This is a genomic window from Brevundimonas naejangsanensis (assembly GCF_000635915.2).
Taxonomy (GTDB): Bacteria; Pseudomonadota; Alphaproteobacteria; order Caulobacterales; family Caulobacteraceae; genus Brevundimonas; species Brevundimonas sanguinis.
The window spans coordinates 2,392,501-2,417,748 of the sequence record NZ_CP015614.1 but is presented as its reverse complement, the minus strand read 5'-3'; the positions used below and the strand labels follow the sequence as shown (position 1 = coordinate 2,417,748).

The 25,248-nt window shown below is 68.7% G+C and carries 18 protein-coding genes (1 of these 18 only partly in view); 3 read left to right on the top strand and 15 right to left on the bottom strand.

What is annotated here, in order from left to right; genetic code table 11:
- Window positions 1–73: 73 nt before the first annotated feature.
- On the bottom strand, window positions 74–2,200 hold the full coding sequence (locus tag DA69_RS11595) for a M13 family metallopeptidase (RefSeq protein WP_025976558.1): 2,127 nt from the start codon (window positions 2,198–2,200) through the stop codon (window positions 74–76).
- Window positions 2,201–2,679: 479 nt separating this feature from the next.
- Here DA69_RS11595 and DA69_RS11590 point away from each other — a divergent pair, with 479 nt between their 5' ends.
- Window positions 2,680–3,285, top strand: a complete 606-nt coding sequence (locus tag DA69_RS11590; protein WP_051582050.1) for a TetR/AcrR family transcriptional regulator — start codon at window positions 2,680–2,682, stop codon at window positions 3,283–3,285.
- A 165-nt stretch (window positions 3,286–3,450) separates the two neighbouring features.
- Window positions 3,451–5,892: a membrane-bound PQQ-dependent dehydrogenase, glucose/quinate/shikimate family gene (locus DA69_RS11585; RefSeq protein WP_025976560.1), complete on the top strand. Its 2,442-nt coding sequence runs from the start codon at window positions 3,451–3,453 to the stop codon at window positions 5,890–5,892.
- A gap of 190 nt (window positions 5,893–6,082) precedes the next feature.
- Here DA69_RS11585 and DA69_RS11580 read toward each other — a convergent pair whose 3' ends face one another.
- From DA69_RS11580 to DA69_RS11560, 5 genes are all read right to left on the bottom strand, one after another.
- Window positions 6,083–7,357 (bottom strand): glutamate-5-semialdehyde dehydrogenase, encoded by a 1,275-nt coding sequence (locus DA69_RS11580; RefSeq protein WP_025976561.1) that lies wholly within the window; start codon window positions 7,355–7,357, stop codon window positions 6,083–6,085.
- Complete coding sequence (gene proB / locus DA69_RS11575) at window positions 7,354–8,523, bottom strand: glutamate 5-kinase (protein ID WP_025976562.1); 1,170 nt, start codon at window positions 8,521–8,523, stop codon at window positions 7,354–7,356. Before proB ends, DA69_RS11580 begins: the two co-directional genes overlap by 4 nt.
- Before the next feature lie 188 nt (window positions 8,524–8,711).
- A complete protein-coding gene (locus DA69_RS11570; protein WP_025976563.1) occupies window positions 8,712–10,151 on the bottom strand; it encodes an efflux transporter outer membrane subunit in 1,440 nt (479 codons plus the stop codon).
- A 1-nt stretch (window position 10,152) separates the two neighbouring features.
- A complete protein-coding gene (locus DA69_RS11565) occupies window positions 10,153–13,422 on the bottom strand; it encodes an efflux RND transporter permease subunit (protein ID WP_025976564.1) in 3,270 nt (1,089 codons plus the stop codon).
- 30 nt (window positions 13,423–13,452) lie between these two features.
- The gene (locus tag DA69_RS11560; RefSeq protein WP_025976565.1) at window positions 13,453–14,640 is read right to left on the bottom strand and encodes an efflux RND transporter periplasmic adaptor subunit; all 1,188 of its coding nucleotides are present in this window, start codon (window positions 14,638–14,640) and stop codon (window positions 13,453–13,455) included.
- Between the two features lie 149 nt (window positions 14,641–14,789).
- Here DA69_RS11560 and DA69_RS11555 point away from each other — a divergent pair, with 149 nt between their 5' ends.
- Window positions 14,790–15,398 carry a TetR/AcrR family transcriptional regulator gene (locus DA69_RS11555; RefSeq protein WP_051582051.1) on the top strand — a complete coding sequence of 203 codons (609 nt, stop codon included), beginning with the start codon at window positions 14,790–14,792 and terminating at the stop codon, window positions 15,396–15,398.
- A gap of 54 nt (window positions 15,399–15,452) precedes the next feature.
- Here DA69_RS11555 and leuB read toward each other — a convergent pair whose 3' ends face one another.
- The 9 genes in view from leuB to DA69_RS11510 are tightly spaced (at most 31 nt apart) and all read right to left on the bottom strand, a layout consistent with a single transcriptional unit that may run on beyond the window.
- Entirely contained in the window at window positions 15,453–16,571 is a 1,119-nt protein-coding gene (leuB, locus tag DA69_RS11550; RefSeq protein ID WP_025976567.1) for a 3-isopropylmalate dehydrogenase, read from the bottom strand.
- A complete protein-coding gene (leuD, locus tag DA69_RS11545) occupies window positions 16,571–17,173 on the bottom strand; it encodes a 3-isopropylmalate dehydratase small subunit (RefSeq protein WP_025976568.1) in 603 nt (200 codons plus the stop codon). The genes leuB and leuD overlap by 1 nt, the downstream gene beginning before the upstream one ends.
- Window positions 17,166–18,578, bottom strand: a complete 1,413-nt coding sequence (gene leuC / locus DA69_RS11540; protein ID WP_025976569.1) for a 3-isopropylmalate dehydratase large subunit — start codon at window positions 18,576–18,578, stop codon at window positions 17,166–17,168. The genes leuD and leuC overlap by 8 nt, the downstream gene beginning before the upstream one ends.
- A complete protein-coding gene (locus DA69_RS11535) occupies window positions 18,565–19,539 on the bottom strand; it encodes a branched-chain amino acid transaminase (RefSeq protein ID WP_025976570.1) in 975 nt (324 codons plus the stop codon). The genes leuC and DA69_RS11535 overlap by 14 nt, the downstream gene beginning before the upstream one ends.
- Window positions 19,523–20,764, bottom strand: a complete 1,242-nt coding sequence (locus DA69_RS11530) for a 2-isopropylmalate synthase (RefSeq protein ID WP_025976571.1) — start codon at window positions 20,762–20,764, stop codon at window positions 19,523–19,525. The genes DA69_RS11535 and DA69_RS11530 overlap by 17 nt, the downstream gene beginning before the upstream one ends.
- Window positions 20,764–21,015, bottom strand: a complete 252-nt coding sequence (locus DA69_RS11525) for an ACT domain-containing protein (protein WP_025976572.1) — start codon at window positions 21,013–21,015, stop codon at window positions 20,764–20,766. The genes DA69_RS11530 and DA69_RS11525 overlap by 1 nt, the downstream gene beginning before the upstream one ends.
- Window positions 21,016–21,017: 2 nt before the next feature.
- A complete protein-coding gene (gene ilvG / locus DA69_RS11520) occupies window positions 21,018–22,724 on the bottom strand; it encodes an acetolactate synthase 2 catalytic subunit (protein WP_025976573.1) in 1,707 nt (568 codons plus the stop codon).
- 31 nt (window positions 22,725–22,755) lie between these two features.
- Window positions 22,756–23,769 (bottom strand): ketol-acid reductoisomerase, encoded by a 1,014-nt coding sequence (gene ilvC / locus DA69_RS11515; RefSeq protein WP_029972361.1) that lies wholly within the window; start codon window positions 23,767–23,769, stop codon window positions 22,756–22,758.
- A gap of 3 nt (window positions 23,770–23,772) precedes the next feature.
- On the bottom strand, window positions 23,773–25,248 hold the 3' portion of the coding sequence (locus DA69_RS11510; RefSeq protein WP_051582052.1) for a dihydroxy-acid dehydratase. It continues 279 nt past the right edge of the window; 1,476 of the gene's 1,755 nt are visible here — the last part of the coding sequence; the start codon falls outside the window, past its right edge; it ends in the stop codon at window positions 23,773–23,775.

Here is a 25,248-nt window from a genome sequence, read left to right as displayed (position 1 = left end):
TTCGGCGCGGCGGCCATGAAAAAAGGGCCGGAGCGTTGCGGCTCCGGCCCTCTTCATTCAGCAGGCGGCGTCCTTACCAGATGCGGACGCGATCTTCCGGGGCCAAGTAGTATTTGTCGCCGGGCTTAACGCCGAAGGCTTCGTACCAGGCGTCGATATTGCGCACCGGGCCGATGACGCGGAACTCGGCCGGGCTGTGCGGATCGGTGGCGATCTGGTTCTTCAGCGCGTCCTCGCGGTACTTCGATTGCCAGACCTGAGCCCAGCCGTAGAAGAAGCGCTGGTCGCCCGTCACGCCGTCGATCACCGGCGCCGGCTGGCCCTTCAGCGACAGGTGGTAGGCCTCCAGGCCCACCGCCGTGCCGGCGGCGTCCCCGATGTTCTCGCCCATCGTCAGGCCGCCGTTGACGTGGAAGCCGGGCAGGGGCTCGAACTCGTCATACTGGGCGCCCAGGCGCGCAGTCAGGGCCTTGAAATTGGCCTGGTCCTCTTCGGTCCACCAGTTGCGCAGCACGCCGTCGCCGTCGGACTTGGAGCCCTGATCGTCGAAGCCGTGGCCGATCTCGTGGCCGATCACGCCGCCGATGCCGCCGTAGTTGACGGCCGGGTCCGCGTCCGGATCGAAGAAGGGCGGCTGCAGGATGGCGGCCGGGAAGACGATCTCGTTATTGGCCGAGTTGTAATAGGCGTTCACCGTCTGCGGGGTCATGCCCCACTCGTCCTTGTCGACCGGCTGGTCCAGGCGCGACAGGCGATAGTTCCACTGAAACTGGCCCATGCGCTGGCTGTTGCCGAACAGGTCGTCGGCCTTGATCTCTAGGCCCGAATAATCGCGCCACTTGTTCGGGTAGCCGATCTTGACGGTGAATTTCTGCAGCTTCTCCTGCGCCGCCGCCTTGGTCTCGGCGCCCATCCAGGTCAGGTTGTCGATGCGGTGCGACAGGGCGGTGCGCAGGTTGGCGACCAACTCTTCCATTTTGGCCTTGGATTCGGCCGGGAAGTATTCGGCGACGTACAGACGACCCGCCGCCTCGCCCAGGGCGCCCTCGGCGAAGCTGATGGCGCGCTTTTCACGGCTGCGCTGTTCGGGCTGGCCCGACAGGTCGCGCGAACGGAACTCCCACTGGGCGTCGGAGAAGCGCTTGGACAGCGCGCCCGCCGCATCGTCGGTGGTGTGGAAGGCCTGCCAGGCCTGCAGGGTGGCCACCGGCGTCTGGGCGAAGACGGCGGCGATCTTGGGCATGGCCGTGTTCTGACGCACGATCAGGCGGTCGATCGAGCCCAGGCCGGCGGCGTTGAAATAGCCGTTCCAGTCAAAGCCCGGCGCATCGGCGGCCAGGGCCTGGATCGAGTATTCATTATAGGTCTTGTCGCGGTCGCGGCTTTCCACCGGCGTCCAATGCGCCTGGGCGATCTGGTCTTCCAGGGCGATGATGGCGGCGGCCGAGCCGGCGGGGTCGTCCCAGCCGATGTTGGTCAGCATCCGCTCGATATAGGCCTGGTACTTCTCTTTCTTGTCGGCGAAGCGGGCGTCCAGATAGTAATCGCGGTTGGGCATCCCCAGGCCCGACTGGCCGGTGGCCACGACGTAGCGGTTCGGGTTCTTCTGGTCGATGGTGATGCCTGTGCCGAAGAAGGACGACCCGACGCGGCCCTGGGTCTGGCCCATATAGGCGGCGATCTTCTCGTGGGTGTCGGCGGCGCGGATGGCGGCCAGGAAGGGCTGCAGCGGTTGGGCGTCCAGCGCCTCGATGCGCGCCTCGTCCATGTAGGAGCGGTAGGCGTCGGCGATCTTCTGCTCGTCGGATCCGGCCGCCAGATCCGTGCGGCCCGCCAAATCGTGAATCAGTTCCTTCATCCGGTTGTCGGACAGTTCGCGCAGCAGGGGGAAGGAGCCGTAGGAGGTGCGGTCCGACGGGATGGTCAGCTTGTCGAAGGCGGCGCCGTTGGCGTAGCGGAAGAAGCTGTCGCCCGGCTTCACCGAGGTGTCGCGACCGTTGAGGTCGAAGCCCCAGGTCCCGTATTTCGGCGCCTCGGTTCCCTGCCAGCCCGAAGCGCCGCCTTCGGCGGCCGGGGTCTGGAACAGTTCGAAGACGGTGCAGACGTCGTCGATGCAGGCATGGTCGTGACCATCGCCCGCCAGGGCGGCGCCCGGCGCCAGAAGGGCGACAGCGGCGACGCCTACAAGCAGTTTCTTCATCAAGGTTTCCTCGTTTTCAGCCTCGCGGCGTCAGGTACGAACCCTAGGCTGGAAGCGCAGGCCCCTGTCTTAAAAAAAATTCATCCAGAGGGCGAGGGCTGGGCGGAGGCGGGGGCCTTAGAGGCCGCCGGATACGCGCCGAAGCTGCAATAGAGGTCTGTAAGAGTAAAGTTTCGCCGAGCAGGCGCCGGTCATTGTAACATGGTGCGGCGGGTATTCGTATAATTGCGTAGTCTTCTTGATTGCGCTGCAAGGGTCCGGCAGAGGTTTTTTCGAGATGTGACCCATTTTGGTCATTGTTCGGTGATGAAAGTTCGCCCTTAGTTTCAGGGGCGCCCGTCGTCTTCAGGTTCGGGCCGGGTCGAACGACGCGGTCCGGATTGGCGAGCGCGCCGCCCATTTAAGCCCAGAGCCACCTGTTTATGCGCGTGCCCTCCCCCTCTCTTGCCGAAACCGTCGAAAATGTCGCTCCTCCGCGGATGAATCGCCGTCAGGCGGCGAAGGTTCGCACACGCCTCAAGGTGCTGGATGCGGCGCGGGCCCTGTTCGCAGAGCGCGGCTATGACGCCGCGACGATTCGGGACATCGCCAAGGGCGCCGGAATGTCGACCGGCGCGGTTTTCGCCAACTTCCAGGACAAGGCGGAACTGTTCGAGACGGTCTTTTCCGAGGAAATGGAAGGCCTGCTGAACGACATGCGGACCGGGGCTGCGGGCGTTGAAGGCCGCGTCACGGATCGGCTGACCGCCGCCCTGACGGCCGGTTATCATCGCTCGCTGGGACATCTGCCGCTGATGCAGGCGATGATCGCGCGCTCCTGGTTCCAGCCGGAAGACGCCGATCAACGGTCGCGCGCGTTCGTCGGGCCGCTCGTGCTGTGGATCCAGGATCTGCTGCAGGCGGCGGTCGGCGAAGGCGAACTGCGCCAGGACATCGACCAGACCCTGTTGCCGCGCATGATCTGGGACACCTTCATCTCCAACTTCCGTTACGCCGCCTATGACGGCTGGGGCGTCGAGGAACTGACCCCCCATGTGCGCCAACAGCTGGATCTGATCCTGTCGAGCCAGATGGCGCGCCAGTAAGGTCAGAGGGCCGAAATCTGCAAGGGCCGTTCGTCATGGGGCGAGCGGCCCTTTTTTCATGCGCGTCGCCCAGGCGCGCCGCCTTCCCGGGGGCGCGACGGAACGTCGCGGCTGTTCGCGTGTTGCGTCCTTTCAAGGCCAAGCTGCGGGAACAGGAGGGGCGAGATGCCATCCATCGAGCGCGGACGCGGATTCGGCAGCGTCCTGGTAAGGCTTCTGGGCATTGTCATCGCCCTGATCGGACTGACGCTGACCATCGGCGGGGGCCAGCTGATCATGCTGGGCGGATCGGCCTATTATCTGATCGTCGGCCTGTTGATGATCGTGTCGGGGGGGCTTCTGGCCCTGCTCAGACCCGTGGGCGCTTGGCTCTATGTCGCCATCTTCATCGGCACCGTCGTCTGGGCGCTGTGGGAGGTCGGGCTGAACGGCTGGGCCCTCGTCCCGCGCGTCGTGGCGCCGCTGGTGCTGCTGATCGCCGTGGTCGTCAGCCTGCCGGTGTTGAAGCGCGACGGAGGCGGCGGTCGGCTGGCGCTGAGCGGCCTGGCGGCCATTGTCGTCCTGGGCCTGATTTCCGGCGTGGTGGTGGCTCAGGCCAACAAGGCCAGGGTGTTGAGCCCCGTTCCCGGCGCCGCGAACGGCGGCGCGGGCGACCCGGCGGTGCTGAAGGTCGGAGCCGACTGGCCCGCCTGGGGCGGCTCTGACAGCGCCCAGCGCTATTCGCCGCTGACCCAGATCACCAAGGACAATGTGAAGGGCTTGCAGCGCGCCTGGACCTTCCGCACCGGCGACCTGCCGGATGAGCGCTGGGGCGCTGAGACGACCCCGCTGAAGATCGGCGACACCCTTTATCTATGCTCGGCCCGCAACCGGCTGTTCGCGGTCGATGCGGCGACGGGCAAGCAGAAGTGGACCTATGATCCCAAGGTCGCGGACGATCAGATCCCCTACACCGCCGCCTGCCGGGGCGTGACCTATTACGCCGCGCCGAATGTCGACGCGGCCCAGCCCTGCGCGACGCGCATCATCGAGGGCACGCTGGACGGACGACTGGTGGCCGTGGACGCCCGCACGGGCGCGCCCTGCGCCGGGTTCGGAACCAACGGCGAGGTCAACATCAAGCACGGCATGGGCGACCCCTATCCGGGCATGGTGTCGATCACCTCGGCGCCGGTGATCGTGCGCGGGGTGGTGGTGACCGGCCATCAGGTGCTGGACGGGCAGAAGCGCTGGAACGCCTCGGGCGTGATCCAGGGCTTCGACGCCATGACGGGCGAGCTGCGCTTCGCCTGGGACATGATGCGTCCGGACATCACGACCCTGCCGCCCGAGGGCGAGACCTATACGCCCGGCACGCCCAATATGTGGACCACGGCGACAGCCGATGAGGCGCTCGGCCTGGTTTTCCTGCCGATGGGCAACTCCTCGGCCGACTACTATTCCGGCCTGCGCCGTCCGGCGGAGAATGAATATTCGACCTCGCTGGTCGCGCTGGACGTGACCACGGGCAAGCCGCGCTGGCATTTCCAGACGGTGCGCAAGGACGTCTGGGATTACGACCTGGGCTCGCAGGCGACCCTGGTCGACATGCCGGTCAACGGGACCCTGGTTCCGGCGGTGATCCTGCCGTCCAAACAGGGCGACCTCTATATTCTGGACCGCCGCACCGGCCAGCCGCTGCACAAGGTGGAGGAGCGCCGCGTGCCGCAGGGCGGCGTCGAGCCGTCGCAGCGCAGCCCGACCCAGCCCTTCTCCCTGTTCCACACGCTGAGAAAGGCCGACCTGACCGAGCGTGACATGTGGGGCATGTCGCCGATCGACCAGATGGTCTGCCGCATCCAGTTCCGTCAGGCGGCCTATGACGGCTACTTCACCCCGCCGACGGCGGATCGCCACTGGATCCAGTACCCGGGCTACAACGGCGGCTCGGACTGGGGCGGGGTGGCGGTCGACCCGGCGCGCGGCGTGATCGTCGCCAACTACAACGACATGCCCAATCACAACCGCTTGGTGCCCCGCGCCGAGGCCGACCGTCTGGGCTGGTTCCCGCGCGACGACCCTCGCTACATCGAGCGCGAGAAGGAGGCGGCGAACCGCGGCGGCAATCTGTCGAAGTCCAAGGCCGAGGGCGCGGGCGATCCGCAGATGGGCGTGCCCTACGCCATCGACGTCAATGCGGGCTGGCGGGTCAAGTTCACCGGCCTGCTGTGCAAACAGCCGCCCTATGGCGGGATGCGGGCCATCGATTTGAAGAGCGGCCGCACCCTGTGGGATCGTCCGTTCGGCACGGCGCGCAAGAACGGACCGTTCGGCATTCCCTCCATGCTGCCGCTGGAGATCGGCACGCCGAACAACGGCGGCTCGGCGGTGACGGCGGGCGGGCTGATCTTCATCGCCGCCGCGACGGACGACCTGATCCGGGCCATCGACATCGAGACGGGCAAGACGGTGTGGTCGGACGTGCTTCCGGCGGGCGGTCAGGCCAATCCGATGGTCTATGAGCAGAACGGGCGGCAGTATCTGGTGATCATGGCCGGGGGCCATCACTTCATGGAGACGCCGCGCGGGGATTATGTGATCGCTTATGCGCTCCCGGAGCGGAAATAGGCGGCGCTCGCCTCTCGCTCCCCGTCCCGGGGAGGGTGGTCGCGAAGCGACCGAGTGGGGAGGGCATGGTGATAAGGGCGCGGCGCTTGATGTGTCAGCGCCTGAATAGCCTTGCCGCCCCCACCCGGCCTCGCCCAGACGGGCCCAGCCACCCTCCCCGGGACGGGGAGGGAAAGGCGTGGCGTTTGTTTCAGGGCCGCGTCTGCCCTTCGCCGCGCACCACATATTTGTAGGTGGTCAGCTGCTCCGCCCCGACGGGGCCGCGGGCGTGCAGCTTTGACGTCGAGATGCCGATCTCGCCGCCGAAACCGAACTCGCCGCCGTCGGCGAACTGGGTTGAGGCGTTGATCAGGACGATGGCGCTGTCGACGCCCTCGGCGAAGCGTCCGGCGGCTTTTTCGTCGGTGGTGACGATGGCCTCGGTGTGGCCCGAGCCGTATCGGCGGATGTGGTCGAGCGCGCCGTCGACGCCGCCCACCACGCGCACCGACAGGATCGGCGCCAGGTATTCTGTCGTCCAGTCCGCCTCGGTCGCCTCGGTCATGCCCGGGACGAGGGCGCGCGCTTCGGCGTCGCCGCGCAGTTCGCATCCGGCGGCGGTCAGGTCGGCGGCCACGGCGGGCAGCAGGCGCTCGGCCGCCGCACGGTCGACCAGCAGAGTTTCGGTCGCGCCGCACACCGAGACGCGGCGCATCTTGGCGTTCAGGGTCACGCGGCGGGCGACGTCCAGATCAGCGCCAGCGTCCAGATAGGTGTGGCACAGGCCCTCAAGGTGGCCCAGCACCGGCGCCTTGGCCTCGGCTTGAACGCGGGCGACCAGGCTCTTGCCGCCGCGCGGGATGATCAGGTCGACGGCGCCGTCGAGGCCAGCCAGAATGGCGCCCACGGCCGCGCGGTCGGGCACGGGCACCAGCTGGATCGCGTCGACGGGCAGGCCCGCCTCGGCCACGGCGCTGCGCACCACGGCGGCGATGGCGCGCGACGACTCCAGGCAGTCCGAGCCGCAGCGCAGGATGGCGGCGTTGCCCGAGCGCAGGCACAGGGCGGCGGCGTCGGCGGTGACGTTCGGGCGGCTCTCGTAGATGACGGCCAGCACGCCGATGGGGGTGCGCACACGGGCGATGTCCAGACCGTTGGCCGGGGTCCAGCGCGCTATTTCGCCGCCGACCGGATCGGGCTGGGCGGCGATGGCCTCGACGGCGGCGGCCATGCCCTCGACGCGGGCGGGGGTCAGGGCCAGGCGGTCGATCAGGGCCTCGGACAGGCCGGCGTCGCGGGCGCGGGCCACGTCGCGAGCGTTGGCGGACAGGATGTCGGCCTCGGCGGCGCGCAGGGCTTCGGCGAGTCGATGAAGGGCCTCGGTGCGGGCGTCCGGCGTCGTGGCGCGTAAGGACTCGGCGGCGGCGCGGGCGCGGCGACCCATGTCGATCATCATGTCCAGCATGGCGGCGTTGAGGTCGCTCATCGGTCCTCCAGAACCAGGTCGTCGCGGTGGATGACGACCGAGGGGCCGCGATAGCCGAGCAGGCTTTCGAGCGCGTCGGAATGGCGGCCGCGGATCAGGGCGATCTCATCGGCCGCATAGGACGCCAGACCGACGCCAAGTCGCGCGCCGTCAGGCCCGGTCAAGCGCACGCTGTCGCCCTTGCCGAAGTCGCCGCTGACGGCGACGACGCCCGAGGGCAGCAGGCTCTTCCCTGCACGCAGGGCGGCGACGGCCCCCGCATCCAGCGTCAGGGCGCCGCCGGGCGCCACGCTGCCCGCGATCCACTGTTTCCACGCGGCCAGAGGCGTGGCGGGCGCCAGGATCAGGCTGGCGCGGGCGCCGTCCAGCACCGCCCTCAACGGGTAGTCGGTCAGACCCGAGGCGATGACGGTCGCGCAACCGGCCGAGGCGGCGATCTGGGCCGCCGCCAGCTTGGTCGCCATGCCGCCTGTGCCGACCCCGGCCTGGGCGTTGGCGCCTGAGGCCATGGCCAGAACGTCGGGCGTCAGGCGCTCGATCAGGGGGAGATGGCGGGCGTCCGGATCGCGGCGCGGATCGGCGGTGTAGAGGCCGTCCACGTCGGACAGCAGGACCAGCAGATCGGCTCGCCCGAGTTGAGCCGCGCGGGCGGCCAGGCGGTCGTTGTCGCCGTAGCGGATCTCTTCGGTGGCGACGGTGTCGTTCTCGTTGACCACAGGGACGACGCCGTGGGCCAGCAGGGCCTCGAGCGTCGCGCGGCCGTTCAGCCAGCGGCGGCGCCGTTCGGTGTCGTCGCGGGTCAGCAGGATCTGCCCCGCCATCAGGCCGTGGGGCGCCAGCGCCTCTTCCCAGGCGTGCATCAGCAGGGACTGACCCACCGCGGCGGCGGCCTGCTTGTCCTGCAGACGGCTGGGCGAGAGGTTGAGCCGACCGCGTCCAAGCGCCACGGCGCCGGAGGAAACGACGATGACGTCGCGGCCCTGGCGGCGCAGTTCGGCGATATCGGCGGCGAGGCTGGCCAGCCAGTCGGCGGCGACGGCGCGTTGATCGGCGTCGAACAGCAGGGATGAGCCGATCTTGACCACCACCCGGCGGGCCTGGGCCAGGGCGGCGGCAGGGGAGGCGGCGCCCTGAGAGGCTTGAAGGAGAGGCGCGGAGGAGGTCACCCGGTCTCCCTACCGCAAGATCCTCGACGGAGCCAAGATTGTGGCGAGGATTATTCGACCGAGCCGTTAAAAATCGCGACGATAATGAATAATATTCACTGGATGTTGCGGGTGACGGAAGAAGCGGCAAAGAAAACGCCCGGCGGGCGAACCAGCCGGGCGTCTCAGTGTCAGCTTGAGGCCTAGGCTCAGGCTTCGGGATCGGGCGCCTGATCCCACCCGCCCGCCAGGGCCTTGAACAGGCCGATCTGGTAGGTGGTGACCTGGGCTTCCGAGGCGGCCAGGGCGGCGTCGGCGCCGGCCAGGGTCCGCTCGGCGTCCAGCACCGTCAGGAAGCTGTCGGCGCCGGCGTCGAAGCGCAGGCGCGACAGGCGCGCCGCCGTGGCCGCCTGATCCCGCGCGGTGCGCAGGGCCGTGCGGCGGTCCAGTTCGTTGGCGTAGGCGCTGAGCGCCGTCTCGGTCTCCTGCAGCGCCGTCAGCACGGTCTGGTCGAAGGTCGCCAGGGCCGCGTCCGACTGGGCTCCCGCCTGTTTGATCCGCGCCCGGGCCGCCCAGACGTTGGGGAAGGACCAGGAGATCAGCGGGCCGACGCTGAAGCGCATATTGGCGCTCTCGCCCAGATCCGAGGCGTCGAGCGCCGTCGAGCCTAGCGACCCGCCCAGACGGATGCTGGGATAAAGGCCGGCGGTGGCGACGTTGACGCGGGCGGCGGCGGCCGACAGGCGGGCTTCCGCCTGACGCACGTCGGGACGACGCGCCAGAAGGGCGGCGCCGTCTCCGACCGGGATCGGCTGCGACAGTTGCGGCGGCGACTGGCAGGCGCGGGCCGCCTCGCTGGCCTCGGCCGGGGTGCGGCCGGTCAGCGTCGCCAGACGGAACAGGGCGCCGTCGCGCGCCGCCCGCAGGGGCGGCAGGCTGGCGCGGGTCTGCTCCAGGGCGGCGCGGGCGCGGGCCACGTCCAGGCCGTTGCCGGCGCCCCCGTCCAGCAGACGTTGAGTCAGATCGACGGTCTGGGCCTGCAGGTCGATGGTCCGCTCGGCCACGGCGATCTGGGCGTTGGCCGAGCAGGTGTCGGCGTAGGCCCGGGCCGTTTCGGCGGCGACGGTCACCCGCACGACTTCCAGCGCGGCGGCGGCGGCGGCCACATCCCCCCGCGCGGCGCGGATGGAGGACTCCACCCGACCGAACAGGTCGATCTCATAGGCCACGTCCAGGCCGGCATCGTAGGTGTCGACTTCCGGCAGCTTAGCGCCGTTGGCCGTGGGCACGGTGTCGGTCGAGGCCCGGCTGCGGTTGTAAGCGGCGGAGGCCGTGGTGGTCGGGAACCGGCCCGAGCGGGCTTCGGACAGCGAGGCGCGGACGGCGCGCAGATTGGCCGCGGCTGCCTCCAGCTCGTTGTTCTCGGTCAGGGCCTGCTGGATCAGACCGTCCAGCGTCGGATCCTGATACAGCCGCCACCAGTCGTCGCGGGCCGCCTCGGTCGAAACCGAGGCGGATTGCGAGCCGATGAAGGCGCCCTGGCCTTCGGCCGGGATCGTCGGGAGCGGCGCCTTGGGACCCACCGCGCAGGCGGCGAGCAGGGCGGCCGACCCCGCGGCGGTCAGCAGAGTGCGGAGTTTGCCGTTCATTTTACGCATCTCCCTGGCGCGGAGCGGCGGGAGCCGGTTCCGGGCCGTCGGGGTCAAAGGGGTCGTGCGGCGTGGAGCCGAAGCTGGTGGGCAGCTCGCGCTGCTTGCCCGGCGCCTTGGGCAGCTTGCCCGCCATCCAGCGACAGATGACATAGAAGACCGGGGTGAAGATCAGACCGAAGAAGGTCACCCCCAGCATTCCATAGACGACCGCGATGCCCAGCGCGTTCTGCATCTCCGAGCCGGGGCCCGAGGCGATGGCCAGAGGCAGCACGCCGAAGATGAAGGCGAACGAGGTCATCAGGATCGGACGCAGGCGCTGACGGGCGGCCTGAACAGCGGCCTGCCAGCGGTCGAGGCCTTCGTTGTCCTCGGCCTGTTTGGCGAACTCCACGATCAGGATGGCGTTCTTGGCGGCCAGGGCGATCAGGACCACCAGACCGACCTGGGTCAGGATGTTGTTGTCCAGACCATGCAGGTTCACCCCCAGGATGGCCGCCAGGATACACATGGGCACGATCAGGATGACCGCCAGCGGCAGGGTGAAGGCCTCATAGTTGGCGGCCAGCACCAGGAAGACGAACACCACCGCCATCAGGAAGATGATGGTCGAGCCGCCGGCCGCCGCCTTCTCCTGCAGGGCCAGTTCGGTCCATTCGTAGCCGAAGCCCTCGGGCAGGGTCTTGGCCGCCAGTTCCTCCATCGCGGCGATGGCGTCGCCGGTAGACACGCCCGGCGCCGCTTCACCCTGCAGTTCCGAAGCCGGGAACAGGTTGTAGCGGACCACGCGCGAGGGGCCGGAATCATCGGCCAGGGTGGCCACCGAACCGATCGGCACCATGCCGCCAGAGGCCGAACGGACCTTCAGGTTGGCGATGTCGGCCAGCTCGTCGCGATAGGCGGGCTCGGCCTGGGCGGTGACGCGGAAGGTGCGGCCCAGGAAGTTGAAGTCGTTGACGTAGGTCGAGCCGAGGTAGGTGCCCAGGGTGCTGAACACGGTCGACGGCTGAACCCCCATCAGAAGGGCCTTGTCGCGATCGACGCTGGCGGCGATGCGCGGAGAGCCGGTGTTGTAGAGGCTGAAGACCTGCTGGACCTCATCCGGCATCTGGGCGGCGGCGCCCATCATGGCGAAGGTCGCGCCCTCCAGAGCCTTGAAGCCCGAACCCGAGCGGTCCTGGATCATCATCTTGAAGCCCGAGCCGGTGCCCAGACCCTGAACGGGCGGGGGCGACAGCATGAAGATGCTGGCTTCCTCGATGACGCCCGTCGCCCCGCTGAGCGCGCCGGCCAGGGCCGAGGCCTCCAGGGCGGGGGTGGTGCGCTGGTCGTAGTCGTTCAGCTTGATGAACATGGTCGCGGCGTTGGACGACATGGAGAAACTGGAGCCGTCCAGACCGGCGAAGGCGGTGACTTCCTGAACGCCGTCGGACTTGCGGACGATGTCGACCGCCTTGTTCATGGCCGCCTTGGTGCGTTCCAGCGAGGCGCCCGGCGGCAACTGCACGACGCCGATCAGGATGCCCTGATCCTGCGCCGGGATGAAGCCGGTGGGCGTGTCGGCCATGCGCCAGCCGGTCAGGGCCAGCAGGGCGGCGTAGATGACCAGCATGACCGTGACCATGCGGATCAGCCGGGCCGTCAGGCGGCCGTAGCGGTCCGACACCCAGTCGAAGCCTTCGTTGAACTTGGCCCCGGCCCAGCCGAGGTAATAGGCGATCGTGCCGATCAGGCCCGGCTTGCGGCTCTCGTCGTGGTCCTTGTGCGGCTTGAGCAGCAGGGCCGACAGGGCGGGCGACAGCGTCAGCGACACCAGCAGGGAGATCAGCGTCGCCGAGGCGATGGTGACGGCGAACTGGCGGAAGAAGATGCCGGGGATGCCGGGCACGAAGGCGGTCGGCACGAACACCGAGGTCAGCACCAGGGAGATGGCGACCAGGGCGCCCGACACTTCCTGCATCGACCGATAGGCGGCTTCCTTGGGGGTCAGGCCCTCGCGGATGTAGCGCTCGACGTTCTCGACCACGATGATGGCGTCGTCGACGACGATGCCGACGGCCAGAACCAGGGCGAACAGCGACAGGGAGTTGATCGAATAGCCCAGCGCCAGCTGCACCGCGAAGGTGCCGACCAGGGCGACCGGGATGGCCAGGATCGGGATGATGGCCGCGCGCCAGGTCTGCAGGAAGACCAGGATGACGATCATCACCAGGAAGACGGCTTCGATCAGCACGTGTTCCACGGCCGAGACCGAGGCGGCGACGTATTCCGTGGGGTTGTAGGGGATGGCGTATTTCACGCCCGGCGGGAAGTCGGCCTTGATGGCGTCCAGCTCGGCGATGACCTTGTTGGCCGTCGACAGGGCGTTGGAGCCGGGCTGCTGGATGATGGCGACGCCGACGCCGCGCTGGCCGTTGAAATAGCCTTCGACGCCGTAGATTTCCGAGCCGAGTTCGACGCGGGCGATATCGCTGACGCGGGTCACGCGGCCTTTGGCGTCGGTCTTGAGCACCACCTTGCCGAACTCTTCGGGGGCCGCCAGACGGCCCTCGACCTGAACCGGCAGCTCGAAGGCGGCGGCGTTGGTCGGGAAGGGGGGCTGGCCGATCGACCCGCCCGCGGCCTGGACGTTCTGGGCCTGCAGGGCGGCGATGATCTCGGGCGCGGTCAGGTCGCGCGCGGCTGCCTTGGCCGGATCGATCCAGATGCGCATGGCGTAGTTGCCGCCGCCGAAGACCTGGACGCCGCCGACGCCGTCGATGCGCAGCAGGCGGTCGCGGATGGTCGACTGGGCCATATTGCCCAGATAGTCGCTGTCGATGCCCGGATCGTCGGACGTCAGCGAGGCCAGCATCAGGAAGCCGGTCGACTCCTTGTTGACGATGACGCCGACCTGACGGACCTGCGCCGGCAGGCGCGGCTCGGCCAGGGCGACCCGGTTCTGAACCAGCACCTGGGCGGTGTCGAGGTCGGTGCCCGGCTGGAAGGTCACGGTCACGCTGACCCGGCCGTCCGAGGTGGACGACGAGGTCATGTAGAGCATGTTCTCGACGCCGTTGATCTCTTGCTCGAGCGGCGCGGCGACCGTTTCGGACAGGGTCTCAGCCGAGGCGCCCGCGTAGGAGGCGCTGACGCTGATCGTCGGCGGGGCGATGTCCGGATACTGCGCCAACGGCAGCATCGGCATGGCGAAGGCGCCGACCAGGGTGATGAAGACCGAAATCACGATCGCGAAGATCGGTCGGTCGATGAAGAAGCGGGAGATGTTCATGAATCAGGTTCCGGCCCGTGAGCCTCCTCCTCAGCCGGCGCTGGCGACGAAGGTGGCGGACGAGGCGACGGGGGCCGAGGTCACGGGGGCGTCGGCCTTGGCTTCCTCGGCCTTGATGGTTCCGTTCTGGGCGGTGACCTTCTGGCCCGGACGGGCGCGCTGAAGGCCGTTGATGATGACGCGGTCGTCGGGCGTCAGACCCGTGCGCACGACACGCAGACCGTTGGCGATCGGTCCCAGCTGGACCGGCTTGGCGCCGACCGTGCCGTCCTTGGCGACGACATAGACCACCTTGCGCGGACCATCGGTGACGACGGCGGCGTCAGGCACCAGCATGGCGGCGTAACCGCCCGAGCCGGCCAGTTGGGCGTGGCCGAACATGCCCGGCTTCAGGAAGCCGTCGGCGTTCTGGACCACGGCGCGCAGCCGGATGGTGCCCGACGACGCGTCGATGGCGTTGTCGGTGAAGTCCAGCGTTCCGGTGCGGTCATAGGCGGTCTCGTCCTGCAGGCGGATGCGGATCGGGGCCGAACCATTTCGGGCGTCGCGCTGATACTTCAGCGCCAGGGCCTCGGAGCCGTCGAAGACGAAGTAGATCGGCGACGACGAGACGATGGTGGTCAGCACGTCGCCGGCCGAAGAGCCGCCGCCGATCAGGTTGCCGGGGTCGACCCGGCGGTCGGACACGCGGCCCGAGATGGGAGCGGTGACGCGGGTGAACTCGACGTCCAGCTGACGCGCGCGGATGGCGGCGTTGGCGGCGGCCATGGCGGCCTCGGCGGTCTGGACAGCGCCGCGCTTGGCGTCGACCTCGGCCTGGGACACGGCCTGAGAGGCCAGAAGGCCTTCGGCGCGGGCCAGTTCGGTGCGGGCCAGCGTCAACTGGGCCTGGCCCTGGGCCAGCTGGGCGCGGGCGGCGGCCAGGGCGGCCTGGGCCGGGCGCGGATCCAGGGTGAACAGCAGTTGGCCTTGGCGCACGAAGTCGCCGTCCTTGAAGTGGACGGACTGGATGTAGCCGCCCACGCGGGCGCGCACATCGACGGAGCGGGTCGCTTCAAAGCGCCCGGTGAACTCGTCCCAGTCAACCACCTGTTGCGACAGGGGCGTGGCCACCGTGACGGGGGGCGCGCCCTGGGCGGGCGCCTCCTGGCCCTTGGAACAGCCATAGAGGGCGGCCGCCATCATGACGGACGCGGCCGCGATCTTCACCGTGCGCATCGGCGCATTCTCCTTGGGAGTCGTTTTTTATCCACAGGACTGTGCGCTCATTGGGGAGGAGGCGTCCAGTCAACACCGGCTGACTTAAAGACGCCGATTGCTTCGCTTGTCAACGCCTGATGACAAGGCCATATAGTCCGTAAGGTTTATTGGAGTGCGACCAATTGGTCCTTTGCGACGTTCCCCGGCCGCGTAACGCCAACGCCACCCGCCAGGCCATCCTGGAAGCGGCGCGCGAACGCTTTTGCGCTGAAAGCTATGATGACGTCGGCATGCGCGACGTAGCGCGCGACGTCGGCGTCGATGCGGCGCTGATCAGCCGATACTTCGGCTCCAAGGAAGATCTGTTCGTGGCCGTCTTGGACAGCTGCAAGAACGGGCGCGATCTGATGGATGGGCCGCGCGACGACTTCGGCCAGAGGTTGGCGCGAGAGATCGTCTATGGCGAGGCCGCCGCCTGCGCGCCGGACGACGGCAGCGGCCGCATGCGAGGCTTGCTGATCCTGCTGCGCTCCATCGGTTCGTCCAAGGCGATGGACGTGGTCCAGCACACCACCAACAGCCGCTTCTTCGAGCCCCTGACCCAGTGGATCGGCGGTGAGGACGCCCCGGTCCGGGCGCGTCTGGCGGCCGGGCTGATCATGGGCATGGCGATCAGCCGGGAGCTGTCGGACGGTTTCTCCAACCTGGACGAGGCGCAGAAGGCCTCCCTGGCCGGGCGCATGGCCGACGCCCTGCAGGGTCTGGTCGACGGCTGACGTGAAAAGAGGCGGGCTGACGCCCGCATCTCGTGGTTCAAACGCTCTAGACCGTCAGGCCCAGTGCATCGGCACATGACGCGCCGCCGCCCAGTGGATGGCGCGGATGGCGTCGACGATGGCGCGGGTGGCCGAGACCGTGCCCAGCGCCCCGCCCAGATCGGCGGTGACGGCGCCCGAGGCCAGGACGGCCGCGACCGCCGCCTCGATGGAATCGGCCTCATCCTCCAGCTGGAAGCTGTGGCGCAGCATCATGGCGGCCGACAGCACCATGCCGACGGGATTGGCCAGGTCCTGTCCGGCGATGTCCGGCGCCGAGCCATGGATCGGTTCGAACAGGCCGGGTCCATTGGCGCCCAGCGACGCCGAGGGCAGCAGGCCGATGGAGCCGCCCAGCACCGAAATCTCGTCCGACAGGATGTCGCCGAACATGTTCTCGGTCAGGATGACGTCATAGTCGCGCGGCTTGCGGATCAGGTGCATGGCCATGGAGTCGACCAGGGCGTGCTCCAGGGTGATCTGCGGATATTCCTCGGCGTGGATGCGGGTGACGACCTCGCGCCACAGGCGGCTGGTCTCCATGACGTTGGCCTTGTCGACCGAGGTGACCTTGCCGCGCCGCTGCTCGGCGGCCTGGAAGGCGGCGCGGGCGACGCGCTCGATCTCCTCGACCGTATAGACGCACAGGTCCGAGGCCGAGGTTTCAGTCCGGGTGCGCTCGCCGAAATAGACGCCGCTGGTCAACTCGCGGAAGACGATCAGGTCGACGCCCTCGACGATCTCCTTTTTCAGCGGCGAGCGGTGGGCCAGCACAGGCGAGACCTGCAGCGGGCGCAGGTTGGCGTACAGACCCATCGCCTTGCGGATGGCCAGCAGACCTTGTTCGGGGCGCACCGGGGCGCCGTCCCACTTGGGCCCGCCGACGGCCCCCAGCAGCACGGCGTCCGAGGCGATGCAGGCGGCCTTGGTCTCTTCCGGCAGGGACTCGCCGACGGCGTCGATGGCGGCGCCGCCGATCAGGTGTTCGGTGAAGTCGAAGCGGTGGCCGTAGATGTCGCCGATGCAGGTCAGCACCCGCTGGGCGGCCAAGGCCACCTCCGGTCCGACGCCGTCGCCCGGCAGGACGACGATGTTGAAGGCGCGGGCGGCGGCAGGCGTGTCATGGGCGGTCATCAGGCGGTCTCCGGCTGATAGGTGTCTTCGCGCAGGCGTTCGTAGGAGGCGACGTAAGGCAGTTTCGACTGAAGCCAGCCGAGGGCGTCGACGCCGTCCAGCAGGCACTGGCGGGCGAAGGCCTCGACCTTGAACGGCACGGCGGGGACGTTGCCGCGCCGGATCTCGCCCGCCTCCAGGTCGATGGTCACCGGCTGCTCCGGGTGGGCGGCCAGATCGTCCCAGACGGCCTGATCGACGACGATGGGCAAAAAGCCGTTCTTCAGGGCGTTGGAGGTGAAGATGTCGGCGATCTCGGTCGAGATCACCGCCCGGAAGCCGTAGTCGAGCAGCGCCCAGGGCGCGTGCTCGCGAGAAGAGCCGCAGGCGAAGTTCGGCCCCGCCAGCAAAATGCGGTGCTCGGTCGGGTCGATGCGGTTCAGCACCGATTCCGGCTTGGGCGACCCGTCGGCCTCATAGCGCCAGTCATAGAAGGCCTGAGCGCCCAGGCCTTCGCGCGTCGTGGTGGTCAGGAAGCGCGCGGGGATGATCTGGTCGGTGTCGATGTTGGCCTGACTCAGCGTCAGGGTCTTCGACGTCAGAACTTTGAAAGCCTCAGGCATGGATGGGGGCCTCCAGATAGGCGCGCGGGTCGGTCAGCACTCCGGCCACGGCGCTGGCGGCGGCGGTGGCGGGGCTGGCCAGGATGGTGCGGGCGCCCTTGCCCTGACGGCCCTCGAAATTGCGGTTGGAGGTCGAGACGGCCAGTTGGCCGGGGGCGACGAAGTCTCCGTTCATGGCGATGCACATGGAGCAGCCGGGGATGCGCCATTCGGCGCCCGCCTCGGTGAAGACCTTGTCCAGACCTTCGGCCTCGGCGTCGCGGCGCACGGCCTCCGATCCGGGAACGACCAGCATCCGCACGCCCGGCTGGACCTTGCGGCCGCGCAGGACGTCGGCGGCGGCGCGCAGGTCGGGCAGGCGGCCGTTGGTGCAGCTGCCGATGAAGACGACGTCGACCTTGTGGCCGGTGGTCGCCTCTCCAGCGGTGAAGCCCATGTAGTCGATGGCCTTCTGGTCCGAGGCCGAGCGCGGCTGCGGCACGGGCGCGCCGACGGGGGCGCCCGCGTCGGGGGTGGTGCCCCAGGTGGCCATCGGGCGGATGGCGGCGCCGTCCAGCACGACCTCCTTGTCGAAGACCGCGCCGGGGTCGGAGGCCAGACCCAGCCAGCCGGCGGCGGCGGCTTCGTAATCAGCGGGGACGTGGCGACGGCCGCGCAGCCAGTCGATGGTGGTCTGGTCCGGCGCGATCATGCCGGCGCGCGCGCCCGCCTCGATGGACATGTTGCACAGGGTCATGCGCCCTTCCATGTCCAGCGCGCGCACGGCCTCGCCTGCATATTCAATGACGTAGCCGGTGCCGCCGCCGAAGCCGATGGCGGCGATGACGGCCAACGCCATGTCCTTGCCGGAGACGCCGGGGCGCAGGTGCCCGTTGATCGTCACGCGCATGGCCTTGGCCCGACGCTGCAACAGGCACTGGGTCGCCAGCACGTGACCGACTTCCGAGGTGCCGATGCCGAAAGCCAGCGCCCCGAAGGCGCCGTGGGTGGCGGTATGGCTGTCGCCGCAGACGACGGTCATGCCCGGCTGGGTCAGGCCCAGTTCCGGTCCCATGACGTGGACGACGCCGCGCTGGTCCGAGCCCCAGCCGGCCAGTTCGATCCCGTGGCGGGCGCAGTTGGCCTCCAGCGTCTCAACCTGTCTGCGCGCCTGTTCGGTGACATAGGGCAGCGTCCCGTCCGGCCCGGCAGGCAGGGTGGGGGTCGAATGATCCAGGGTGGCGAAGGTGCGGTCGGGGCGGCGGACCTTCAGTCCGCGCGCCTCGATTTCGGAAAAGGCCTGAGGCGAGGTAACTTCGTGGACCAGGTGCAGGTCCACATACATGACGCCGGGCGTCTCGGCGGTTTCCGGCACGACGACGTGCCGGTCCCACACCTTTTGATACAGGGTCTTAGGCTGGCTCATGGGCGCGCTCCCTGGCCGGGGCGGCGTTTTCAGCCTCGCCGATGGGCTCCAGCCAGCCGAAGCGGTCGGGCGTGGCGCCGTCGAACAGGCCGCGGAAGGCCTTGTTGACCGCCTTGGTCACCGGGCCGGGGCCGCCTGCGCGGGTCATGATGCCGTCGATGGAGCGGACGGGGGTGATCTCGGCCGCCGTGCCGGTCATGAAGACCTCGTCTGCGACATAAAGGGCCTCGCGCGGCAGCACCTGTTCGCGCGCCTCATAGCCCAGGCCGCGCGCCAGCTTCATCACGCTGTCGCGGGTGATGCCCTGCAGGATGGAGGCGGCGGCGGGCGGGGTCATCAGCACCCCGTCCTTGACGATGAACAGGTTTTCGCCCGCGCCCTCGGACAGCAGGCCGTCGGCGCCCAGGGCGATGCCCTCGCCGAAGCCGCGCACGCGGGCCTCACGCCCGATCAGATAGGAAGACAGATAGTTGCCGCCCGCCTTGGCGCCCGCCGGGACGGTGTTCGGCGCCACGCGGTTCCAGCTGGAGATGCAGGCGTCGACGCCCTTCTCCAGCGCCTCCTCGCCCAGATAGGCGCCCCAGGCGAAGGCCGAGATCATCACATCGCTGCGGATCGCCTCGGGCGAGGGGCTGACGCCCATGCCGCACTCGCCCAGGAAGGCCAGCGGCCGCAGATAGGCCGAGCGCAGGCCCTCGGCGCGGACCACGTCCTTGCAGGCCTGGACCAGCTCGTCCTCGGCGTAGGGCATGGGGAAGTGATAGATGCGCGCGCTGTCGAACAGGCGGCGCACATGGTCGGTCAGGCGGAAGCCGCACGGGCCGTTCGGCGTGTCATAGACGCGGATGCCCTCGAACACCGAGGTGCCGTAGTGCAGGGCGTGGCTCATGACGTGGACGGTGGCGTTCTCCCACGCCGTCAGTTCGCCGTTGATCCAGATGTTCTTAGCCAGCGGCTGCATAGGTCTTGTCCTGTTGGGGGGCGGTGACGGCGGCGATGATGGCGGTCAGTTCGGCGTCGTTGATCTCGCCGATCTCGTCGGCGCGGCGCTTGAAGCCGGCGAAGACCTCGGCCAGGCGCTGGCCTTCGAGGGCGTGGCCCAGGGCCTCGGCGCGCTTGCCGACCGCGTGGCGGCCGGAGTGTTTGCCCAGGACGAAATAGCTGCCCTCAAAGCCCACGTCCTCGGGGCGCATGATCTCGTAGGTGCGGCTGTCGGCCATCATGCCGTGCTGGTGGATGCCCGCTTCGTGGGCGAAGGCGTTCAGGCCGACGATGGCCTTGTTGCGGGCGATGACGCTCTCGGTCACTTCGCGCAGGGTCTCGGACGAGCGGACCAGATGGCGGCTCTCGGCGGCGACGGTCACGCCATAGCGGTCGGCGCGGGTGCGCAGGGCCATGATGACCTCCTCGATGGAGGCGTTGCCGGCCCGTTCCCCGATGCCGTTGACGGCGCCTTCGATCTGACGGGCGCCGCCTTCGACGGCGGCCAGGGAGTTGGCGACCGCCAGGCCCAGGTCGTTGTGGGCGTGGGACGAGAAGATGATGTCGGCGTGACGCGGGCGGATGATGCCGTCCAGATAGGCGAAGCGCTGGCGCGATTCCTCGGGCGTGGCGTAGCCGACGGTGTCGGGCACGTTCAGCGTCTGGGCGCCTGCGTCGGCGGCGGCCATCAGGGCCTCGGCCAGGAACTCCGGCTCGGTGCGGAAGGCGTCCTCGGCCGAGAACTCCACGTCGTCGAACAGGGAGGCGGCGTATGCCACCGTGCGCGAGATGGTGGCCAGCACCTCGTTGGTGCTCATGCGCAGCTTGGCCGAGCGGTGGATCGGGCTGGTGGCCAGAAATACGTGGCAGCGACGATGCGATTTCGGCGCCGGGGCCAGGGCGCGGAAGGAGGCGTCGATGTCCTTCTCGTTGGCGCGCGACAGGGAGGCGAAGACCGGCCCCTCGACCTCGCCTGACACGCGACGGATGCATTCCTCGTCGCCCGGCGAGGCGGCGGCGAAGCCGGCCTCGATCACGTCCACACCCAGGTCGCGCAGGACATGGGCCATCTTCAGTTTGGACTCGGCCGACATGGAGAAGCCCGGCGCCTGTTCGCCGTCGCGCAGGGTAGTGTCGAAGATGATGACCCGGTTGGGATCGGCCGCAATCTCGGCGGTTCTGGATACTCGGTCTACTCGGGACATTACGCGGCCTCGGACTGGAAGGTTTGCGCCTGGATGCGCGCGACGCCGATCAGGCGGTCGATCTGGCGGCCCAGGGTGTCGATGGAGCGGGCGGCGTCGCGCCCGCGAACGGTCAGGGCGATGCGGCGCATGGCGCCCTCATCGGCCATGTTGATGCCGTCGATGTGGAAGCCGCGGCGCTCCACCAGGCCGATAAGACGCTGAAGCGAGCCGTCGGCCCGGTCGATCTGGATGTGAATGGTGTCGCTCATGCTCATGCGCCTTCCATCATTTCAGCGTTGCTCTTGCCCGGCGGGACCAGCGGCCAGACGTTTTCCTTGGGGTCGATGACGACGTGGGCCAGACAGGCGCCCTTGGCGGCCAGCAGGCGGGCCAGACCAGCCTCAACCTGATCGCGGCGGTCGATGCGGAAGGCCTCGACGCCGAAAGCCTCGGCCACCTTCACGAAGTCCGGATTGTCGGACAGGTCGATCTCGGAATAGTTCTCGGCGAAGAACAGCTCCTGCCACTGGCGGACCAGGCCCAGGGAGCTGTTGTCCAGCAGGACGATCTTCAGCGGCACGCCGTAGCGGCGCAGGGTGGCCAGCTCCTGAACGTTCATCATAAAGCCGCCGTCGCCGGCGATGGTGACGACGATGGCGTCCGGGTCGGCCATCTGGGCGCCCAGACCGGCGGGCAGGCCGAAGCCCATCGCGCCCAGACCGCCCGAGGTGATGTGGGCTTCGGGCCGGACGAAGCGGCAGTGCTGGGCGGCCCACATCTGATGCTGGCCGACATCGCAGGCGGCGACGAAGCGGTCGCCCGCCATTTCGGACAGCTGCTTCAGCAGGGTGGGGGCGTAGACGCCTTCGCCGGGCGCGTCATAGCGGGGGGCGTGACGCGCGGCCGCCGAGGCGCAGCGGATGACCCACGGATCGATCGCTAGCGGGGCGGTCGCCATGCGTTCGGTCAGGGCCTCGATGGCCGGGCGAATCTCGCCGCCGACGGCGACGTGGGTCTCGCGCAGCTTGCCGATCTCCGAGGCGTCGGCGTCGAAGTGGACGACGCGGGCGTGGGGGGCGAACTCGGCCAGCTTGCCGGTGGCGCGGTCGTCGAAGCGGGCGCCCATGACGATCAGCAGGTCGGAGGCCTGGACCGCCTCATTGGCCGCGCGCGTCCCATGCATCCCCAGCATGCCCAGGAAGCCGGGGGCGTCGGTCGGCACCGTGCCCAGGGCGTTCAGGGTGGCGACGGCGGGAATGCCGGTGGTCTCGGCGAAGGCGCGCAATGCTTCGGTCGCGCGGCCAATCTTCACCCCGCCGCCGATGTAGATCAGCGGGCGCTCAGACGTGCGGATGAAGCGCTCGGCCTCGGCGATGGCGTCGGGATCGGCGGCGGCCGTCTCATTGGGAATGTTGAAGCCGAACGGGGCGACCGTTTCGGCGAACTGGACATCCTTGGGCAGGTCGACCAGCACGGGACCGGGGCGACCCGAGGCGGCGATGTGGAAAGCCTGTTCGATGGCGGCCGGGATCTCGGCCGCGTCACGGACCAGGATGGAGTGTTTCACGATCGGCAGGGTGACGCCCAGGATGTCGATCTCCTGAAAGGCGTCGGTGCCCATGATCCCTTGCGGGACATTGCCCGTGATGCAGACCATCGGCGCCGAATCCATCATCGCGTTGGCGATGCCGGTGATCAGATTGGTGGCGCCGGGGCCCGAGGTCGCCATACAGACCCCGACCCGGCCGCTCAGCCGCGCATAGGCGTCGGCGGCGAAGGCGGCGGCCTGTTCGTGGCGGACCAGTATGTGCTTCAGCGACGAGCCCGTCAGGGCGTCGTAGATCGGCATGATGGCGCCGCCGGGGTAGCCGAACACCACCTCTACGCCCATCCGCTCCAGGCTGGAGACAAGCAGGCGCGCGCCGGTCATGACGGCCGGGGCGGAAGCGGTTTTCAGGGCGGGCGCGGCGGCGCTCATCGGGTCAGTCTCTCTTTATATATACAGAGGGTCAGGCGGCGGCCTGTTTGGCCGTCTGCAGCCAGGCCATGCGGTCGCGCAGACGGGCGCCGACCTGTTCGATCTGGCTGGCGCGGTCCTCGGTCAGCAGGGCCTCGTATTTCGGCTTGCCCGCCTCGTTCTCGGCGATCCATTCGCGCGCGAACTGGCCGCTCTGGATCTCGTCCAGAATGGTCTTCATGCGGGCGCGGGTCTCATCGGTGATGACGCGCGGGCCAGAGGCGACAGCGCCCCATTTGGCCGTTTCCGAGATGAAGTGGTGCATCTTGGAGATGCCCCCTTCGTAGAACAGGTCCACGATCAGCTTCAGCTCGTGCAGGCATTCGAAATAGGCGATCTCGGGCTGGTAGCCGGCCTCGACCAGGGTGTTGAAGCCCTGGATGACCAACTCCTTGGCGCCGCCGCACAGGACGGCCTGTTCGCCGAACAGGTCGGTCTCGGTCTCTTCGCGGAACGAGGTCTCAAGCAGGCCGCCGGTCGCGCCGCCGATTCCCTTGGCGTAGCCCATGGCGCGGTCGCGCGCCTTGCCGGTCGCGTCCTTCTCGATGGCGAACAGGCTGGGCACGCCCCGGCCGCGCGCGAACTCGCGACGGACCAGATCGCCCGGCCCCTTGGGCGCCACCAGAATGACGTCCATGTCGTCGCGCGGCGTGATGCGGTCGTAGATGATCGAGAAGCCGTGCGCGAACAGCAGGGCGGCGCCTGGCTTGGCGTTCGGCTCGATGACGTCGCGATAGATCTCGTTCTGGATCATGTCGGGCGTCAGGATGGCGATGATGTCGGCGCCGCGAACGGCCTCGGCCGGTTCGGCGGTGGGGACGCCGTCGGCGGTCGCGTGCTTCCATCCCGTGCCGCCCTGGCGAACGCCGACGATCACGTCGTGGCCCGAATCCTTCAGATTCTGGGCGTGGGCGCGACCCTGCGAGCCATAGCCGATGACGGCGATGCGCTGGCCGGCGATGGCGCCCGGCTTGATGTCTTCATTGGTGTAGATGGTGATGGCCATGGGTCAGGCGTCCTCAGAGATCTTGTCTTTTGGGATTGGGGCGTTGGAATAGGTCGCAGGCGTTTGGGCCGGCGGCGGATTGGGAATGGTCACGGCCCCTTGCGAGGCGGAGGCGACGGCGGCGCGGTATTTCGCGAAAACGCCTTGCGCCGGACGGACCCGGTTGGGGGCGAAGTCCGCCCGGCGCGCCTCCAGATCGACGAGCACATCGATCCGGCGGTTGGTGACGTCGATGACGATCGGATCGCCATCGCGAATGAGAGCAATGGGGCCGCCCGCCGCCGCTTCGGGCGAGACGTGGCCGGCGACGAAGCCGTAGGATGCGCCCGAGAAGCGACCGTCGGTCAGCAGGGCGACGTTCTCGATCTTGCGGCCCTTCAGGGCGGCGGTGACTTGCAGCATCTCGCGCATGCCGGGACCGCCCTTGGGGCCTTCGTAGCGGATGATGATGACGTCGCCTTCGCCGACCGAGCCGTCCTGAACCGCGTGGAAGGCGTCTTCCTCGCAGTCGAAAACGGCGGCGGGACCTTCGAAACGGTCGACCTTGTGGCCGGTCAGCTTGATGACGGCGCCCTCGGGGGCCACGTCGCCATAGATGACGGCGTAGGAGCCGCGCGCCATGACGGGGGCGTCCATGCTGGTGACGACCTGCTGGCCCGGCGTCTCTTCGGCCTCGGCGGCCTCGGCGAACAAGCTGCGGCCGGTGACGGTCGGCGTATTGATGATCTTGCCGGCCTCGGCCAGCCGCTGGGCGACCAGGCGGGTGCCGCCGGCCGCGAACAGGTGCGAGGCCAGGAAGCGGCCGCCGGGCTTCAGGTCGCAGATGACCGGGGCCTCGACGCAGGCCTGGTGGCAGTCCTCGATGCCGAAGTCGACGCCGGCCTCGGCGGCGATGGCGGTCAGATGCATGACGGCGTTGGTCGAGCCGCCCGAGGCCGAGACCGCGACGGCGGCGTTCTTCAGGCTGGCGCGGGTGATGTATTTGCGGGCGGTGTCGCCGGCGAAGACGCGCTCGACGATCAGGCGGCCGCAACGTTCGCCTTCCGCGCCCTTGGCCGGATCGACGGCGGGCACGTCATTGGCCCCCATGGGGCTGATGCCCATCATCGACAGGGCCATGGCCATGGTGTTGGCGGTGAACTGGCCGCCGCAGGCGCCGGCGCCCGGGCAGACCGCGCTCTCGACCGCCTTCAGGCCCTCGTCGGACAGGGCGCCGGCGGCGTGGGCGCCGATGGCCTCGAACACCTCCTGGACCGAGACTTCCTTCGTGCCGATGACGCCGGGCAGGATGGTGCCGCCGTAATAGACCAGGCCGGGGATATCCATGCGGGCCAGGGCCATGGCCGCAGCGGGAATCGTCTTGTCGCAGCCGACGATGCAGACGACGCCGTCCAGCTGATGGCCCTCGATGGCCAGTTCGATGGAATCAGCGACGACTTCGCGACTGATCAGCGAGGCCTTCATGCCCGCCGTGCCCAT

Coding starts and splice junctions, on each gene's coding strand:
- DA69_RS11530 (WP_025976571.1), bottom strand. CDS start 20,764: ATGTCCCGAGTAGACCGAGTATCCAGAACCGCCGAGATTGCGGCCGAT.
- DA69_RS11525 (WP_025976572.1), bottom strand. CDS start 21,015: ATGAGCGACACCATTCACATCCAGATCGACCGGGCCGACGGCTCGCTT.
- DA69_RS11565 (WP_025976564.1), bottom strand. CDS start 13,422: ATGAACATCTCCCGCTTCTTCATCGACCGACCGATCTTCGCGATCGTG.
- leuB (WP_025976567.1), bottom strand. CDS start 16,571: ATGACCGCCCATGACACGCCTGCCGCCGCCCGCGCCTTCAACATCGTC.
- DA69_RS11590 (WP_051582050.1), top strand. CDS start 2,680: ATGAATCGCCGTCAGGCGGCGAAGGTTCGCACACGCCTCAAGGTGCTG.
- DA69_RS11585 (WP_025976560.1), top strand. CDS start 3,451: ATGCCATCCATCGAGCGCGGACGCGGATTCGGCAGCGTCCTGGTAAGG.
- DA69_RS11580 (WP_025976561.1), bottom strand. CDS start 7,357: ATGAGCGACCTCAACGCCGCCATGCTGGACATGATGATCGACATGGGT.
- leuD (WP_025976568.1), bottom strand. CDS start 17,173: ATGCCTGAGGCTTTCAAAGTTCTGACGTCGAAGACCCTGACGCTGAGT.
- leuC (WP_025976569.1), bottom strand. CDS start 18,578: ATGAGCCAGCCTAAGACCCTGTATCAAAAGGTGTGGGACCGGCACGTC.
- DA69_RS11535 (WP_025976570.1), bottom strand. CDS start 19,539: ATGCAGCCGCTGGCTAAGAACATCTGGATCAACGGCGAACTGACGGCG.
- ilvC (WP_029972361.1), bottom strand. CDS start 23,769: ATGGCCATCACCATCTACACCAATGAAGACATCAAGCCGGGCGCCATC.
- ilvG (WP_025976573.1), bottom strand. CDS start 22,724: ATGAGCGCCGCCGCGCCCGCCCTGAAAACCGCTTCCGCCCCGGCCGTC.
- DA69_RS11570 (WP_025976563.1), bottom strand. CDS start 10,151: ATGAACGGCAAACTCCGCACTCTGCTGACCGCCGCGGGGTCGGCCGCC.
- DA69_RS11595 (WP_025976558.1), bottom strand. CDS start 2,200: ATGAAGAAACTGCTTGTAGGCGTCGCCGCTGTCGCCCTTCTGGCGCCG.
- DA69_RS11560 (WP_025976565.1), bottom strand. CDS start 14,640: ATGCGCACGGTGAAGATCGCGGCCGCGTCCGTCATGATGGCGGCCGCC.